The 16,123-nt window shown below is 42.1% G+C and carries 17 protein-coding genes and 1 tRNA gene; 7 read left to right on the top strand and 11 right to left on the bottom strand.

Going from position 1 to position 16,123, the window contains the following annotated elements; translation table 11 throughout:
* Positions 1–104 precede the first annotated feature (104 nt).
* The 4 genes from recQ (at position 105) to V7783_RS16265 (ending at position 4,638) form a co-directional block, all read left to right on the top strand.
* Entirely contained in the window at positions 105–1,928 is a 1,824-nt protein-coding gene (recQ, locus tag V7783_RS16280; protein ID WP_335679609.1) for a DNA helicase RecQ, read from the top strand.
* A 15-nt stretch (positions 1,929–1,943) separates the two neighbouring features.
* Entirely contained in the window at positions 1,944–2,243 is a 300-nt protein-coding gene (locus V7783_RS16275; RefSeq protein WP_064667909.1) for a DUF3630 family protein, read from the top strand.
* Positions 2,244–2,308: 65 nt separating this feature from the next.
* Entirely contained in the window at positions 2,309–4,018 is a 1,710-nt protein-coding gene (locus V7783_RS16270) for a POTRA domain-containing protein (RefSeq protein WP_335679608.1), read from the top strand.
* Positions 4,019–4,095: 77 nt separating this feature from the next.
* Positions 4,096–4,638, top strand: coding sequence for a mechanosensitive ion channel domain-containing protein (locus V7783_RS16265; protein ID WP_335679625.1), 543 nt, complete (start codon positions 4,096–4,098; stop codon positions 4,636–4,638).
* Positions 4,639–4,718: 80 nt separating this feature from the next.
* On the opposite strand, the gene V7783_RS16260 is transcribed toward V7783_RS16265, so the two are convergent.
* From V7783_RS16260 to V7783_RS16250, 3 genes are read right to left on the bottom strand one after another with little or no spacing between them, the layout of a single operon-like run.
* Positions 4,719–5,777, bottom strand: a complete 1,059-nt coding sequence (locus V7783_RS16260; RefSeq protein ID WP_192541110.1) for a succinylglutamate desuccinylase/aspartoacylase family protein — start codon at positions 5,775–5,777, stop codon at positions 4,719–4,721.
* Positions 5,764–6,669, bottom strand: coding sequence for a 30S ribosomal protein S6--L-glutamate ligase (gene rimK, locus V7783_RS16255; protein WP_064667906.1), 906 nt, complete (start codon positions 6,667–6,669; stop codon positions 5,764–5,766). Before rimK ends, V7783_RS16260 begins: the two co-directional genes overlap by 14 nt.
* A gap of 10 nt (positions 6,670–6,679) precedes the next feature.
* On the bottom strand, positions 6,680–7,108 hold the full coding sequence (locus V7783_RS16250; protein WP_283710052.1) for an ATP-dependent zinc protease family protein: 429 nt from the start codon (positions 7,106–7,108) through the stop codon (positions 6,680–6,682).
* 150 nt (positions 7,109–7,258) lie between these two features.
* On the opposite strand from V7783_RS16250, the gene V7783_RS16245 reads away from it, so the two are divergent.
* Complete coding sequence (locus V7783_RS16245; protein WP_335679607.1) at positions 7,259–8,230, top strand: zinc transporter ZntB; 972 nt, start codon at positions 7,259–7,261, stop codon at positions 8,228–8,230.
* Here the strand turns inward: V7783_RS16245 and V7783_RS16240 are convergent.
* The 3 genes from V7783_RS16240 to V7783_RS16230 form a co-directional block, all read right to left on the bottom strand.
* A complete protein-coding gene (locus V7783_RS16240) occupies positions 8,208–8,432 on the bottom strand; it encodes a Rho-binding antiterminator (RefSeq protein WP_335679606.1) in 225 nt (74 codons plus the stop codon). The genes V7783_RS16245 and V7783_RS16240 overlap by 23 nt on opposite strands.
* 80 nt (positions 8,433–8,512) lie before the next feature.
* Entirely contained in the window at positions 8,513–10,663 is a 2,151-nt protein-coding gene (locus tag V7783_RS16235) for a TonB-dependent siderophore receptor (protein WP_335679605.1), read from the bottom strand.
* A 319-nt stretch (positions 10,664–10,982) separates the two neighbouring features.
* Positions 10,983–11,057 (bottom strand) — tRNA-Arg (locus tag V7783_RS16230).
* 254 nt (positions 11,058–11,311) lie between these two features.
* Here V7783_RS16230 and V7783_RS16225 point away from each other — a divergent pair.
* Positions 11,312–11,494 (top strand): hypothetical protein, encoded by a 183-nt coding sequence (locus tag V7783_RS16225; protein WP_064667901.1) that lies wholly within the window; start codon positions 11,312–11,314, stop codon positions 11,492–11,494.
* Here the strand turns inward: V7783_RS16225 and V7783_RS16220 are convergent.
* The 3 genes from V7783_RS16220 to V7783_RS16210 are packed head-to-tail and all read right to left on the bottom strand — an operon-like array spanning position 11,491 to position 13,217.
* The gene (locus tag V7783_RS16220; RefSeq protein ID WP_335679604.1) at positions 11,491–12,309 is read right to left on the bottom strand and encodes a phosphotransferase; all 819 of its coding nucleotides are present in this window, start codon (positions 12,307–12,309) and stop codon (positions 11,491–11,493) included. The genes V7783_RS16225 and V7783_RS16220 overlap by 4 nt on opposite strands.
* Before the next feature lie 8 nt (positions 12,310–12,317).
* Entirely contained in the window at positions 12,318–12,941 is a 624-nt protein-coding gene (gene pnuC, locus V7783_RS16215) for a nicotinamide riboside transporter PnuC (RefSeq protein ID WP_335679603.1), read from the bottom strand.
* 24 nt (positions 12,942–12,965) lie between these two features.
* A complete protein-coding gene (locus V7783_RS16210; protein ID WP_335679602.1) occupies positions 12,966–13,217 on the bottom strand; it encodes a hypothetical protein in 252 nt (83 codons plus the stop codon).
* A 132-nt stretch (positions 13,218–13,349) separates the two neighbouring features.
* On the opposite strand from V7783_RS16210, the gene V7783_RS16205 reads away from it, so the two are divergent.
* On the top strand, positions 13,350–13,589 hold the full coding sequence (locus V7783_RS16205; RefSeq protein WP_335679601.1) for a DUF2960 domain-containing protein: 240 nt from the start codon (positions 13,350–13,352) through the stop codon (positions 13,587–13,589).
* A 29-nt stretch (positions 13,590–13,618) separates the two neighbouring features.
* On the opposite strand, the gene alr is transcribed toward V7783_RS16205, so the two are convergent.
* Positions 13,619–14,698 (bottom strand): alanine racemase, encoded by a 1,080-nt coding sequence (gene alr / locus V7783_RS16200; protein ID WP_335679600.1) that lies wholly within the window; start codon positions 14,696–14,698, stop codon positions 13,619–13,621.
* Positions 14,698–16,077 carry a replicative DNA helicase gene (gene dnaB, locus V7783_RS16195; RefSeq protein WP_335679599.1) on the bottom strand — a complete coding sequence of 460 codons (1,380 nt, stop codon included), beginning with the start codon at positions 16,075–16,077 and terminating at the stop codon, positions 14,698–14,700. The genes alr and dnaB overlap by 1 nt, the downstream gene beginning before the upstream one ends.
* Positions 16,078–16,123: the final 46 nt, after the last annotated feature.

Here is a 16,123-nt window from a genome sequence, read left to right as displayed (position 1 = left end):
GTGGTTTGGGTATATGACTGGTAAGATGAGTAAAGCACAACTAAAAAGAAAGTGCGATAAAAAGCACCTATGCAAGGTCGCCTAAAAGCTCTAAAATGAGCGCAATGAATACACCAATCCCCACACCAAGCGCCGTTGTGCGCAGCCCCGCCGCTATACTCAAACAAGTGTTTGGTTATAGCGAGTTTCGTGACGGCCAAGAAACGGTAATTAATGCAGCCCTTAACGGCCAAGACACCCTAGTATTATTACCCACAGGTGGTGGTAAATCTGTTTGCTATCAAGTACCAGCATTAGCGTTGAGTGGCTTAACCGTAGTGATTTCACCGCTGATCTCATTAATGCAGGATCAAGTGTCACAACTGCGAGCGCTTGGAGTAAAAGCGGCGTATATCAACAACAGCCTTAACCGCGACGAGCAACAACAGATATACCAACAACTGCACAGTGGTTTGATCAAACTTCTGTATGTTGCGCCTGAAAAAGTACTACAGCACGAATTTAAAGAGCGCTTAAGTCACCTGAATATTAGTTTATTTGCAATTGACGAAGCTCACTGTGTGTCCCATTGGGGCCATGATTTTCGCCCACATTACTGTCGACTAAGCGAGCTTAAACAGCATTTTCCACATGTGCCGATGATGGCACTAACCGCCACTGCCGATAAAGCCACCCGCTTTGATATTGTTCAGCAGCTTGGTTTAACCACCCCCTATATTCATACTGGCAGTTTTGACAGACCCAATATTCGTTACACCATAGAAGAAAAGTTCAAGCCGCTGGCGCAATTACTTCGCTACTTAAAAGAACAACAAAATCAAAGTGGCATCATTTATTGCACCAGCCGTAAACGGGTTGACGAAATAGCAGAAAAAATTGCCGATGCAGGCATAAATGCAGCGGCTTACCACGCAGGGATGAGTAATGAACAGCGCCAATTTGTACAAACAGGCTTTGCTCGCGATGATATTCAAATCGTGGTTGCCACCGTTGCCTTTGGCATGGGGATTAATAAACCCAATGTACGGTTTGTACTCCATTACGATATTCCAAAAAGTATTGAGTCTTACTATCAAGAAACTGGGCGAGCTGGACGTGATGGTCTTGCGGCAGAAGCAATCATGTACTTTGATCCTGCTGATATTGGCCGGGTAAGACGTTTTTTTGAAGACATTGAAGATGAACAGCGCCGCCGCGTTGAAGAGCAACGCTTTAATGCCATGGCAAGCTTTGCAGAAGCACAAACCTGCCGCCGCCAAATACTGCTTAACTATTTTAGTGAATACCAACGTGAACCCTGTGGTAACTGTGATATTTGCCTGAACCCACCAAAAAGCTTCGATGGTACCTTAGTTGCCCAGCAAGCTCTGTCATGTGTGTATCGCGCCGAACAGCGCTTCGGTTTAGGTTACATCGTAGAATTACTACGCGGAGCTAACACCAGCCGTATTCGTGATAATAATCACCACCAGCTCAGTACTTATGGCATAGGCAAAGATCACAGTAGTGAATTTTGGCTGAGTATTTTACGCCAACTCATTCACCAAGGTTTGCTAAGTCAAGATATCACCCAAGGCTCTGCGCTGCGCTTAACTGAAGGCGCACGTGCCATTTTTAAAGGTGAATATGCGCTGCAATTGGCTGAGCCGCGCCTACAAGCTAAACACGTTTACCAAGATAAATTGGCTCAATTTAACTATGATAAAAAGCTGTTTGCCAAACTTCGTGCTCTGCGTAAAGAGCTTGCTGATGCCGATGATGTGCCGCCATATGTGGTATTTAACGATAAAACACTCGCTGAAATGGCGCAGTTAATGCCAACCAATGACAGTGAGTTTCTCAAAGTCTCTGGGGTTGGCTTTACCAAACTTAACAAATACGGCAGCCCCTTTTTACAAGCTATTCGTAACTATTTAGCGGCTTCCTAAGTACAGAGTAACAGCATGACTGAATTTCAATTAGACACCCGCCATAATGCAATCATTATTAGCCCGAGCGAAATGCCTAATGATGATGACTTTGAACTATGGGCGCATTTATTTCTCCACGCACCCGAGATCACAATAAGCGAGTTTGCCAGTGGCGCGGACCGCCATCAATGCCGCTTTAGCTATGCAAACCAAAACTTTAATTTAAACTTCGAGCATTATAGTAATAGTGTCTGGATCAATGCAGAAGGTGTTGAAGCTGAGCAATTATTAGCTGTACTTGTCCATTATTTTCTTACCCAAATGCAACAATGAGGTGGACTTATACTGCAAGTTAGTGTGTAGTAAGCACAGACTAAAGTTCATTTTCAAGGATTTAAATGGCCGTAAGCAGATGTTTTAAGTTTCTACTTTTTAGCTGTTCAAGCTACCTGCTCTATGCCCCCTATTGTCTTGCGCAATCTGAGGCTCAAACCCAGCAAAGCTGTGATAAGCAACAGACTATTACTGCATCTGAAAAGAACTTATACCGCCAACTTGATGGCGAAGAGCTATTACCAGAAAAAACCCCCGATGCCAAAATAGCAAACATCAAACTTAATCAGCTCAACGTGTTTAATACTGAACTCGAAGAAGAAAATAACGCGCTATTTCGATTTGCTAATCGTGCACATATGACCACAGAACCTGATGTTATTAAAAGCATTCTGTTATTTGCCCCTGAAGATAACTATGAGCCAAGAAAACTGGCTGAATCAGAACGTTTATTACGTCGCCAAGGTTACTTATATGATGCCAATATTAGTGCCGAAACTAATTGCGATGGGCATATTGATGTCACTGTAGAAACCCGCGATTTATGGACATTACTGCCTGAGATAAGCTTTAGTCGCAGCGGCGGCGAAAATAAATCGAGTATCGGCTTTCGTGAGTCTAATTTACTTGGCTGGGGGAAACGCCTCTCACTGTCACGCACATCCGATGCCGAGCGCAATGGGTATTTATTTGTATACGATGATCCAAATATACTGTCTAGCCGCTACCGTGGCCGCGTTGAGTATTCTGATAACGATGATGGAAAACGCCATTTACTCGAGTTAACTTACCCGTTTTATTCCATTGATACACCTTATAGCTATGGATTGTTGAGTTACTCAGATCAACGCACCGAGTCGCTCTATAAAAGAGGCGAAGTGTTCAGCCAATTCTCCCAAAAAACCGAGTATAACCGTATTTACTTTGGCCACTCCAAACACCTTAGCAATAATTGGACGCAGCGTCTCAATGTAGGTTATACCCACGAACAACAAAGCTTTGCTAGCACTTCAGAAACCAATACGCCACTGGCTGAAAAACGAGAGTTAAGTTACCCCTATATAAGCGGCCACTGGTTTGAAGATCGCTTTGTAAAAGTAAGAAATTTCGACAGCATTTATCGCACTGAAGATCTCAATTTAGGGTGGAATCTACAAGCTTTACTCGGTTACTCCAGTGAAGAAGTAAGCAATGATGCAAGTCGTGCCATTTATTCCTTCAATGCTAAGAAAGCGCACTTTAGCGGTAATGATACGTTGTGGCGCTTTCATGCCAGCCTCGATGGTTATTGGAACGAAGAGCAAGGCAAAGTAGAGAACCTGTTAGCTAGTAGCCAAGTGCAATATTATTTAAATACCAGTTTAGAGCAATCCTGGTATGCCAGAATACGGCTTGATTATGCCAATAATCTTACTCCAGATCAGCAACTGAGCCTAGGCGGTGAAAATGGTTTACGTGGCTACCCGTTAGATTATCAACAAGGTGATCGCAGCTTTTTGGTCAATTTAGAAAAACGTTACTACTGGCAGTACGACTTGCTGCAACTTTTTAAGGTCGGTGGCGCTGCGTTTTTTGACATTGGACGTGCATGGTTTAACGATAAAAATAACGGCGATAATGGTCAAGTATTGAAAAATGTTGGCGTAGGTTTAAGACTCGCACCTAGCAGAGCCAATGCCGGTACAGTGATCCATTTAGATATTGCCGCTCCCCTTGATAAAGATGATGATGTGGATTCAATCCAATGGCTTGTCACGGTAAAAAGTACCTTTTAAAGGTCATAAAAAACGCTAAAATACGGCTCTGATTAAACTGATTGGGACAACGTGTGGAACTACTTGATATTCTTAGTATGCAATATAGATGGGTGGTAACATTAGTTGCCTTACTGGTATTCCCATTGCTGTTAAAACTTACCAAAAAGCTGCTCGAAAAAACCATCAAAGGTAAGGTCGATATTCATCGTAAATACCGCGCAGAACTGCTACTAAAAATTATCCTCGCATTTGTAATGCTTTGTTTAGTCTTGGTGTTTTGGGGCATAGAGTTACGCGGTTTACTGGTACTTGGTTCATCCTTATTTGCTATGCTTGGCGTGGCACTTTTTGCTGCGTGGTCACTGCTAAGCAATCTAACCTCCTTTTTACTAATGTTTATTCAAAATGACTGCCGTGTTGGTTATTGGGTCAGAGTGATTGATGGCGCTAACTTTGTGGAAGGACGTATTGTTGAAATGGGTTTAATGAATGTGGTGCTCGAGCATATTGATGGTCATCGCGTTATTTACCCAAACAACTTGTTTGTTACTCGTCCAGTGATGGTGTTAAGCAATGAGCCAAAACCCAGCAAAACAGCCCCTATTAAACGTATTATTGGGCCAAGAAAACCATTATAAATGGTGATAGTGGCAGAACGTAAAAAGCCGCCGAAGAAAATTTCTTCGGCGGCTTTTTTAATCACAGCTTAAAATAACGGTTAATTATTTAAATCGGCCGTTTTTAACTCATCTTCAATATCACTAATTTCATCAATAAAGGTTTCTAATTGCTGTTCAACTAAGCTATTTGCATGAGCAAAATACGCTAAGTGGAACACTGCATCACCTTCATTAACTAACGGCATGGTTTGCTGGCCGATCACGATACCACTGCGTGGTGCTAATAGCTCAAGCTCTGAGTCACCTAATGGGCTACTGATATACGCCAATATTTGGCCTTTCATCACTCGCTCACCCAGTGAGACTTGCGCGCGGACAATACCATCAACCTCGGCACGCACCCAACTAGTGGAGCTTGCAATAATCGGTTCAGGTAACTTTTTAGCGCGCTTACCACGGATCATTTTTAAATGTCGCATAACGTAATCTACGCCTTGCATACCTGCTGCAATGGCTATTGGATCAAAGCGTAATGCTTCACCGGCTTCATAAGTAATGACTGGAATACCAAGGTTAGCAGCTTCGCTGCGAAGTGAGCCATTACGTAAAGAAGCATCTATTACCGCCGGCGTACCAAATGCTTTCGCCATTTGTGCCGTGGCTTCATCACTTAAATTGGCACGTATTTGTGGCAAGTTAGTGCGATGAATCGCCCCGGTATGTAAATCAATAATGTGCGTACAATGAACAGCCACTTGCGAGAAGAACATATGTGCCATACGCCCAGCAAGCGAACCACGAATAGAACCCGGAAAACTACGGTTCATATCGCGGCGATCAGGTAAATAACGTGACTTATGGATAAAACCAAATACGTTAACAATCGGCACAGCAATCAGTGTACCACGTAGCTGGTTAGCATCTATTTTTGCTAATAATTGGCGCACTACTTCAACGCCATTGAGTTCATCACCATGAATTGCAGCACAGACCATTAATACTGGTCCTGCTTGCACACCATTCACTACTTCGATAGGAATATTTAACGGTGAGTGGGTATATAGCTTTGCTGCTTCCAAGGCTAGGGTTTTACGCTCGCCGACCCCCACCGTTTCACCTAATAAAGTAAACGCACTATTGATTTTAACCTTTGCCACGCGTTGCGGTCCTTTTAGTCGCAGCGGTTTTTTCGATAAATTCGATCACCATTCCTGCTATATCTTTTCCTGTTGCCACTTCAATACCTTCAAGACCCGGCGATGAATTCACTTCCATTACCAATGGCCCGCGAGATGAACGAAGTAAGTCAACCCCAGCTACATTCAAGCCCATAGCTTTAGCTGCAGCCACAGCTGTTTTACGTTCTTCAGGGGTAATACGCACTAATGTTGCGCTGCCACCACGGTGTAAATTAGAGCGGAACTCACCATCTTGTGCTTGACGCTTCATCGCGGCAATCACTTTATCACCGAGTACGAAACAGCGGATATCTGCACCGCCAGCTTCTTTAATATATTCTTGTACCATGATGTTAGCTTTTAGACCCATAAAGGCTTCAATAACACTTTCAGCCGCTTTACGCGTTTCAGCTAATACCACACCGATACCTTGCGTACCTTCCAGTAATTTAATTACAACCGGAGCACCACCCACCATTTCCAGTAAGTCTTTTACGTCATCTGGCTTACTAGCAAAACCCGTTACCGGCATGCCTACGCCTTTACGTGACAATAACTGTAATGAACGTAATTTATCTCGCGAACGTGAAATTGCCACTGATTCATTCACAGGAAACACATTCATCATTTCGAATTGGCGTAACACCGCACAGCCATAAAAAGTAACCGAAGCACCAATACGCGGAATGATAGTGTCAAAGTCTTTTAGATTTTCACCGCGATAGTGGATCTCTGGTTGTTCCGAGTTAATGTTCATATAACAACGCAGCGCATCAATCACTTTCACTTCATGGCCACGCAGCTGGGCAGCTTCGATTAAACGACGTGTTGAATATAAATTCTTATTGCGAGATAAAATACCGATTTTCATAGTTAAAACCTTAACTATCTAATAAATGAGATAAAGCCGGATCAACGACTATACGATTTTCCATGGCTGTGCGCCCTAATAACATTCTGAACTTCATGCTTGCTCGGCTTGTTAAAGTCACTTCTATAGGCCAACTCTTACCACCAGCATGGAGCGTTGTTTCAATAAAATACCGATACTCACGTTGCCCACTTGAGCTGGTAACATACTTTCTGTTTTTAACCTTAGCATTGCACTCAACTTGGGTGTGTTCATCTTCTTGCAAAGGCTGAGCAATAAACTTCACCCATTTTTCACCTTCTAGTTCATATTCTTCAATATTAAGTGCATGGATACATGAGGTACGGGCTCCCGTATCAATTTTAGCTTTAATTTGATTAATGCCAAGCTCAGGTAAACTTAACCACTCACGCCAACCAACAATTATCTTTGCCGTCATAAATGTGCCCTTTAATAAAAAACTGTCTTATACGCTACACGCACTAAAACACCAATGAAATAATTTTATTAATTCGATAAATAAATTTTATTGACCTAATCTACTCTTTAGTCAAGTATATTAACCATACAGTATTAACGAGATATTACTATGTTCAATGGTTTACTACATGCACTTATCCTTGATGAACAAGGCGGGGCACATACAATAGAGAACAGTGCAGAGCTAAATAATTGGCAACCAGCCCAAGGAAAACTTTGGGTTCACTTGGATTATAGTCAAACTGAAGCGATTGAGTGGCTAAGAAACAGCGAACAACTGACTGATTATGAACTTGCTTCATTAACAGCAGATGAAACACGCCCACGCATAACCCAAGCGACTAACGGCTGTATGCTTTTTTTACGCGGTGTTAATTTAAACCCAGCACAAAGCCCTGAAGACATGGTGTCGATTCGTTTATTTATTAACGAGAATATCGTTATCACCACCCGTAAACGCCGCCTTCTTTCAGTGCAAGATGTGCTTGCGTCATTAATAGCAAAAACCGGCCCGAGCAGCATCTCTGAACTGATTTGCCAATTAACACATAATCTCACTTCGCGAATGCAAGATGTCATTGATGGCTTGGACAATAGCTTGGATGAGTTTGAAGATGAAATTGACGAGCCAACTAAACGCTTCGATAACCAAGGCCTATCGCAATTACGTCGTCAAACTATTGGTTTAAAGCGCTATCTAAAGCCGCAAAAAGAAGCGCTAAGTACGCTAATAGTAAACAAATATAACTGGTTGGATGAAAGCGATAAAGCAAAATTGAATGAAACAACTCATTTGCTGATCCGTTTTATTGAGGAACTAGACAACTCAATCGAACGTGCGCAGATTATTCAGCAGACCGTTACCAATCAAGTTTCTGAGCAACTCAACCAGCGTATGTATGTGATGTCAGTGGTCGCCGCGTTGTTTTTACCACTTGGCTTTTTAACCGGCTTACTCGGCGTCAATGTGGGTGGTATTCCAGGTACCGAAAGCCCTTATGCATTTAGTGCATTTGTGATCTTTTTAATCGTATTAACGGGCGGGATCGGCGTGTATTTTAAAAATAAGAAATGGCTTTAATTTCATCAAGGCGGACTTTATGTTCGCCTTGCTCTTGGCATTCAATGAGTAAAAACTCACCTTGTCCCTTTAGGTTAAGTAAGTTTTTTGCGTTGCCAATTAACTCCTGATCATCTGTGGTGATAATTTTAACCCGCGCTGATTGCATGCAAAGCAGCTCATATTGATCATAATCGCCACATTTTATTGGTTGGTATTTCATAAATGTCCACTGTGAGTAAAAAGCTAAGTATAGCAAGCACAGCAAAAGAAAAGGCGCTATTACAGCGCCTTTATACTAACTTAGAAGTTGTAGCTAAAGCTTACTGATACACTTCGCGGTGCACCATAGCGATATAGGTTTGAGCTACCCGCAGTCATATAGTTATAGTACTTTTCGTCAAACAGGTTGTTCACGTTAGCTTGTACTTTCATTGCTTCGTTGATGTTATAACGAGCCATTAAATTAACCAGCGCGTATGAACCTTGCTCTACGTTAACAGTACTGCCTTTGGCATAGGATTTACTTTGCCAATTCAGGCCACCACCAATTGTTAGCTCAGGTAATTGATCAACAAATTGATAGGTGGTAAATAATTTAAACTGCTTACGAGGTGCTGTGGTGTTTATTTTAACATCATCAGCATCTTCAGCTTCAAACTGTGAATAACCGGCAGAGATGTTCCAACCATCAACAGGCTCTCCTATCGCTTCAAACTCAAAACCACGACTTTGCGTACCCTCAGCACCATAGTATGCTGACATTTGTTCTGCAGTCGGTACGTAATTAGGATCTTCAACGGCTAAGTTGTCTTGTTGAATATCAAAGATCGCAATTGAAGTTTGTAAGCGATCGTCAAAGTAAGCACTCTTTAAGCCAATTTCACTTGCTTTACCATCGATTGGATCTAAGTATTCACCGCTCGCATCTAAGTTATTCTGCGGTTTGAATATTTCAGTGTAGCTTGCATAAATACGGTGCTGAGAGTTCAGATCATATAAAGCACCAAAGTAAGGTACAAACACACCAGAATTACCGTAGTCTTGCTGTGCACCATAGTAGTAACGCTCGCGCTCCCACGATGAAATGCGACCACCACCAATCACTTTAAATGAATCGGTGATCGAAATACGTGTTGCAACGTAAAAGCCTTTTTGCTCAGTGTCATTATCATCTTGCACTGTCGCTTCTTCAGTCCAGTTTGGCTCTGCAATTGAGTCACCTTGGAAGTTATAAAAGTCTTCAATTGGAACAGCATCCCATGCAGAGCCACCAATAATAGGATCTGGGTCACGTGTACTTGTATCTCCTTTTTGTTTTGAATAAAGCGCGCCAACTACAAAGTCATGAGTTTGTTCAAACAGGTTATATTGACCTTTAAGTTGTATATCAACACTGTCTTGCTCTGTTGTGCCAAATGCAAAGTAACGTTGCCCAGTAAGCCCAGCCCCCGTCTCTTTATCTAACGCACCATATACATAAAATAATCGACTCTCTTTATCATATTTTGAGTGATTGTAATTTGCTGTTAGCTGCCAACCATTTGAAAACAAGTGATCAACCGAGGCAAAGTAGTTGGTATGTTCAGTCTCCCAGCGAGTCCAATCAACCGCCGTGGTCTTTGATACATTCCAATCAGTCTCTGTACCATCGGTATAGTAAGCTGGCAATGCGCCCCACACAGGCCCATGAGGATCACTTTTTTGATAGCTTCCGCCTACGCGAAAAGTGGTATCTGCAGATAAATCGGTTTCTAATACACCGTAAAAAATCTTTTTATTTTCTTCGTATAAGTCAATGTAAGATTCACTATCAACCACTTTAGCAACAACACGTCCTCGCACTGAACCACTGTCATTCAAGCCATTGGCAAGATCAACTGTTAGCTCCTTTTTATTCCAGCTTCCTATCGATAAATCAACATAGCCAGTTAAATCAGTATTACTCGCACGCTTACGAACGAGGTTTATTGAAGCAGACGGATCACCCGCTCCTGTTAATAAGCCTGTTGCACCGCGTACAAACTCGACACGCTCATAGATGGCGACATCTGCGGAGGTTTCCCCTGAATCACCAGCTAAGCTCCATGATAATGGCACACCATCAATTTGATAATTAGATACGCTAAATCCACGTGACTGCATGGTGTTACGGACGTTATCCATTTTTGATGATGATAAACCCACAGTGTTATCAACCGCATCAATAATGGTATCAAGATCTTGGTCGCGAATACGTTCAGCGGTAAAGACCGTAACTGACTGAGGTGTTTCACGGATAGATAGACCTAAACCGGTCGCAGTATCTATATTTTCATTAACAACATATTTGCCATTAACAGTGATTTTTTCAATTTTATTTTCATCTTGGCTATCGTTTTCTGCGGCAGCTAGATTCAATGACATAAGCGCGACACTCACAGCTGTCGCAATTGGCAGTAGGGTAAAATGCATGGTAATACTCTAAGTAAAAAGAAAACAACAGCACCAATTTATCACGAATGATAACTAATTTCATCTTGATTTGTAGTATAATACACATTTAATTAAACTATTTTGCACCCTCACTTAATGTCTTATCAAAAACGAAAATGGCGAGGCGGAAAATAATTGCAACAGAATTAAAGTTTTATTTCAGAGTACGACTGGCAAATGGAGATTAAGCTCTTTATTAATATGAAAAGCAAAAACGATGAGGTTTGCAAGATAAGCATGAATGATGGAAACAACAAGAAGAGTATATTATTAAGTTAGGGAAAACTAAATAAGCAAATGGCGCTCTCGGTAGGGATCGAACCTACAACTCAGCCTCCGGAGGGCCACGTGATATCCATTTCACCACGAGAGCACATTTGTGCCACCACACCAACTCGCGATATCAGTGTTTAGGCGCTGCAATAATAAAGGCATCTGCAACTAAATACCAGCATCTATCGCCTAGATGATTATTAATTAAGCGAAATAGAATAAATTACTTCACAAGCAAGCAAAAAACAGCTATTAAATTATACTTAATAAAAATTAATAACCATTTTGCAACAATTCCATGCCTGTTTCATTATTTAAAGGTACTTGTAAAAGGTTTAACACGAGGAAGTATTTATGAGTTTAATGTCAACCGAGCAAGTGGCAGAGTTTTTAGGCGTTAAAGCCGAGCGTGTAAAGCGTTTAGCCAGAGAAAGCTTACTGATTGCAAAAGGTGAAGACGCTAATGGCGAACCACAATTTGATGCCGATGAAGTCGCAAAATATAAAGAACTTGCTGCTCGTTTTGGTGGCCTCTAATCGCTGCTTTTTGAATTAATCAAACTATCTAACTGCGTACGTAACAATGTCACTTTATCTTCGACTGAGCGTGCGCTGTACCAGCAAATACACAAGACTAAAAATACTATTTGATAACACTCTAGCTTGTCCACGCTGTGATAAAAACCCTGCGTATTAGGTAAGTGTCGTTGATAGTCTGCCAACAAGCGCTGTTTTTGTTCGTTATCGAGTGTAAAACTAACAACCAAGGCGGCTAGATCAAAGTAGACGTCATTGCTTTTTGCGTATTCAAAATCAATTAAAAACATGCCTTGTGGGTTTACTATGATGTTTTCTTTAACCAAATCATTATGGCAAAAACCTTCATCACGAGGTAATAAGGCTATTTGCTGCAATGCGTTAGTCACACTTGCTTGGTAATGCTGGTATAAAGATGTTTGCTGGTAAAAAGCTAACTCAGCGCCGATATCCATTGGCACTGTCTGCACATTATAGTCATGTAACGCCACTAGCTTTTGTAACAACTCTGGACTGTACTCGCCTTGTGCGATTTCACCCTCTAGATAATCAAAAATAGCGATTTTATTGGCGGCATCAGTCCAAAGTGGCTGTGGACATATACCTTGTGCTGCAAAAACAGCTTGCGCTGTTAAGCCAGTTACAGGCCAATGATCCCGATAACACTTTAATAAATAAGCCTGTGGCTGTTGCTGCAACTGGGCACGCACTAAAAAGTTATCGTTGCTTAAACCACTGTGTAATCGCTCATTGCTAAGGAGGTTTAATTGCGGGTTAAAAGCGGCAAAAAAGCCGCTAATTTCATGACCTGTCATACTGCTTCTTATAGTTGCGCTAACGGCTTGGCTTGTGTTTGCTCGTATTCTTCGTACCAGGTTTTAAATGCCCACGCAGCCATAATGGTATAGAACACAAACAGCACAAGTGTTGGGTAATAACCTTTCTCATAGTATAAGTACATTGATGCGGCATCAATCACTATCCAATACAGCCAATTTTCCAGTACTTTTTTCGCTACTAAATAAGTAGTCACAACCGCAAAACACGTTGTAAAACTGTCTAAGTAGGCAAAGTCTGCGTGGGTATAATTACTCATCACATAACCCAATATCACAGCCACAAAGGACGTGCCGGCAATAATGAGTAAATGCTGATTTATACGCCATGAAGTAATTGCTAATTCAAGCTTGTTTGCCCCTCCCCTACGCCATGCAAGCCAACCATATACTGCCATATACATATAATAAAAATGCAATAGCGACTCCATTAACAAAGCGCCATTCCAATACATAATGGTATAAATTAGGGTGCTAAAAAATGCCGCAGGCCAACACCAAAGACTTTCTTTGATTGCCAGTAATAAATACGCCATCGACAAAGCTACAGCGATATATTCCCAATGGGACATAGCCGTAAAGCCTGTAAGCGTTTGAGTAATAAAGTCCATATTGGCTCGCTAAGGGATTAAGGTTTATTCTGGAGAAAGATCACCATTGAGAAATTTACACACAAAAATAGCTTTACCAAATTCTTCATATGAGCGCTTAATTTCGGTGTTAAGAACCGACATAACGAGATCATAATCGCCAAAAATTTGTGTCGATAAGGTATTAGTAATGACTTTTAAATCATCGTAAGTATTTAATCGGTCGATAAACCCTTTAATAAATGGAATGTAATCTTGGTGCAGTGGGTACTTACTGATCTCAACAGATAATTTCATGATGTTCCTTAGCATTGGCTACAAAATAGGTCGCCATTGTAACTTGAGCTTGGCCACAAGTCATTCAAAGGTAGAGCAGATGGCGAAGAAGGTGTAAAATCAGGGTAATTTAATTCAATTTACGAGTTCCTCATGGCACGACGCATTACGTACAAGTTTAAAAACCAACCACGTGAGATTAACTTCGCTAAAGATAAGTACCACGACATGTACCAAGCAATTGCTGCAGCCGAAGGCATTGATCTAACAAGTTACTTAAACATGGTCCAACAAATAGAAATGACCTCTAAAGGCTCTGCGGCGGTGCGTAACTTTCGTGATGAAGAATTTGCCCGAATGGGTTTTAGTGATGTGTATTTTATTAAAGAGTAACGCTTAACGTTACTCTCATTAGACAAAGTTTAAGTTAAATACTCATAACTTACCCGTGGGGTGATATTACACAGTAACTCATAAGGTATTGTTGTGGCGCACTGGGCAATTTCTTCAACGGGAAGCTCTGGACCCCACATTACCACCTCATCCCCCACCTTGATATTGTCGCTGTTATCGCCAATATCAACACTGATCATATCCATTGAGACGTTACCAGCAATGCCGTAACGCTTATTACCTATAACCACTGGCGTACCATGTTTAGCATGGCGCGGATAACCATCGCCATACCCCATAGCCACAACAGCAAGCTTGGTTGCCTTAGCACTTTGCCAACGCCCCCCATAGCCAACGCATTGCTGAGCTTCTACATCACGGATTGCAATAACCTTGGTCGTTAAACGCATTACTGGCTTTAAATTATGCTGCTCCCCGGTGCAATTAAGCATAGGTGAAACGCCATACAGCATTAAACCAGGGCGCACCCAGTCACCATGCCCTGCAGGCCACGCAATTATGCCAGCTGAATTTGCAAGACAATGCGCTTGTTGTTTGCCTGTGACTAGCGAGTCAAACAGGCTAATTTGCTGCGCAGTTTTACTGTCACTGATATCGTCAGCACAGGAAAAATGAGTCATTAAATTAATATCATTCTTGGCATTGTTAGTCGCACGTAAACGCTGATAAAAATCGTCAAATTGAGCCGCGGCAATGCCTAAGCGATGCATACCGGTATTAATTTTCAGCCAGCAATTGATCGGGGCATCCAGCTGAGCTTTTTCAAGCGCGGCCAATTGGTTTTCATCATGAATAATTGTTTGAAAGTTATTCGCCAATAAAATAGGTAAATCATCTTGATGAAAAAAGCCTTCTAACAACACAATTGGTTTTGTTAAACCACCAGCACGCAGTGCTAAAGCTTCATCTATACGGGCAACAGCGAAGGCATCTGCGGCATTTAAATGTTGCGCGATTTTTACTAAGCCATGGCCATAAGCGTTGGCTTTTAAGACCGCCATAATTTTACTATGAGGGGCAAACTGGCGCACTTGCGCTAAATTATGCGCAAGTGCCTGTAAGTTAATTTCAGCTATGGCTAAACGCATTAGTAATCATCGTCTATCGCAGGACCTGCGTAATTATCAAAACGCGAGAATTGGCCTTGGAAGGTTAACCGTACTTTACCGATTGGGCCGTTACGTTGCTTACCTATAATGATCTCTGCAACGCCTTTTTCGGTGCTGTCTTCGTTATATACTTCATCACGATAGATAAACATGATCAAATCGGCATCCTGCTCGATAGAGCCTGACTCACGTAAGTCGGAGTTAATTGGCCGTTTGTCGGCACGTTGCTCTAGAGTACGGTTTAGCTGCGACAGTGCAACCACAGGGCATTGCAGCTCTTTTGCTAATGATTTGAGTGAACGTGAGATTTCAGCAATCTCTAAGGTACGGTTATCAGACAAGCTCGGTACGCGCATTAACTGCAAGTAATCGACCATGATCATACTGATACCACCGTGATCCCGAGCAATTCGACGTGCTCTTGAGCGCACATCAGTAGGGGTTAGGCCTGATGCATCATCAACATACATCTTACCTTTTTCCATTAATAAGCCCATGGTGGATGATAAACGCGCCCAATCTTCATCATCTAGCTGACCGGTACGTACTTTGGTTTGGTTGATGCGACCAAGGGATGCCAACATCCTCATCATGATTTGCTCTGAGGGCATCTCTAATGAGTAAATTAACACCGGTTTATCTTGGGTCATCGCAGCGTGCTCAGCTAAGTTCATCGCAAAGGTGGTTTTACCCATTGATGGACGCGCGGCAACGATGATCAAATCTGAAGGCTGTAAACCTGTGGTCATTTTATCTAGATCGGCATAACCCGTGCTTACCCCTGTCACACCATCTTGCGGTGACTGGTAGAGTTCTTCAATTTTATCAACGGTTTTTTCTAGAATACTATGTAAGCTTTGTGGCCCATCGTTGCTTTTAGTGCGCTGCTCAGCAATTTTAAAAACGCGACTTTCCGCAAAATCGAGTAAATCGTGGCTGGTGCGCCCTTCTGGGTTAAATCCAGCTTCGGCGATTTCATTGGCCACGCCAATCATTTCACGCACTACAGCACGTTCGCGTACGATGTTCGCATAAGCGTCGATATTCGCCGCACTTGGTGTGTTTTTGGCTATTTCTGCTAAATAAGCAAAACCACCAATGCCGCTGAGCAGGTTCTTTTTCTCTAGGCTTTCAGAAATAGTGATCAAATCGATTGGATCACCGACCTCGGCAAGCTCGACCATGGCCTCAAAAATCAGCTTGTGAGTTCGGGTATAAAAGTCTTGTGAGACAACCAGTTCAGCAACACGGTCAAAGGCTTGATTATCAAGCATTAAGCCACCTAAAACAGATTGCTCTGCTTCAATGGAATGAGGAGGAACTTTTAGAGTGTCGACTTGTTTATCTGGTTTAGCCATATTTAGCCATAACTTCGCAATACTAACAATTAATGACGTCTATTCT

The organism is Pseudoalteromonas sp., from assembly GCF_036960685.1.
In the GTDB taxonomy this organism is placed as follows: domain Bacteria; phylum Pseudomonadota; class Gammaproteobacteria; order Enterobacterales; family Alteromonadaceae; genus Pseudoalteromonas.
Note: the sequence above shows the minus strand (reverse complement) of the source record. Positions and strands in the feature narration are given on the sequence as shown.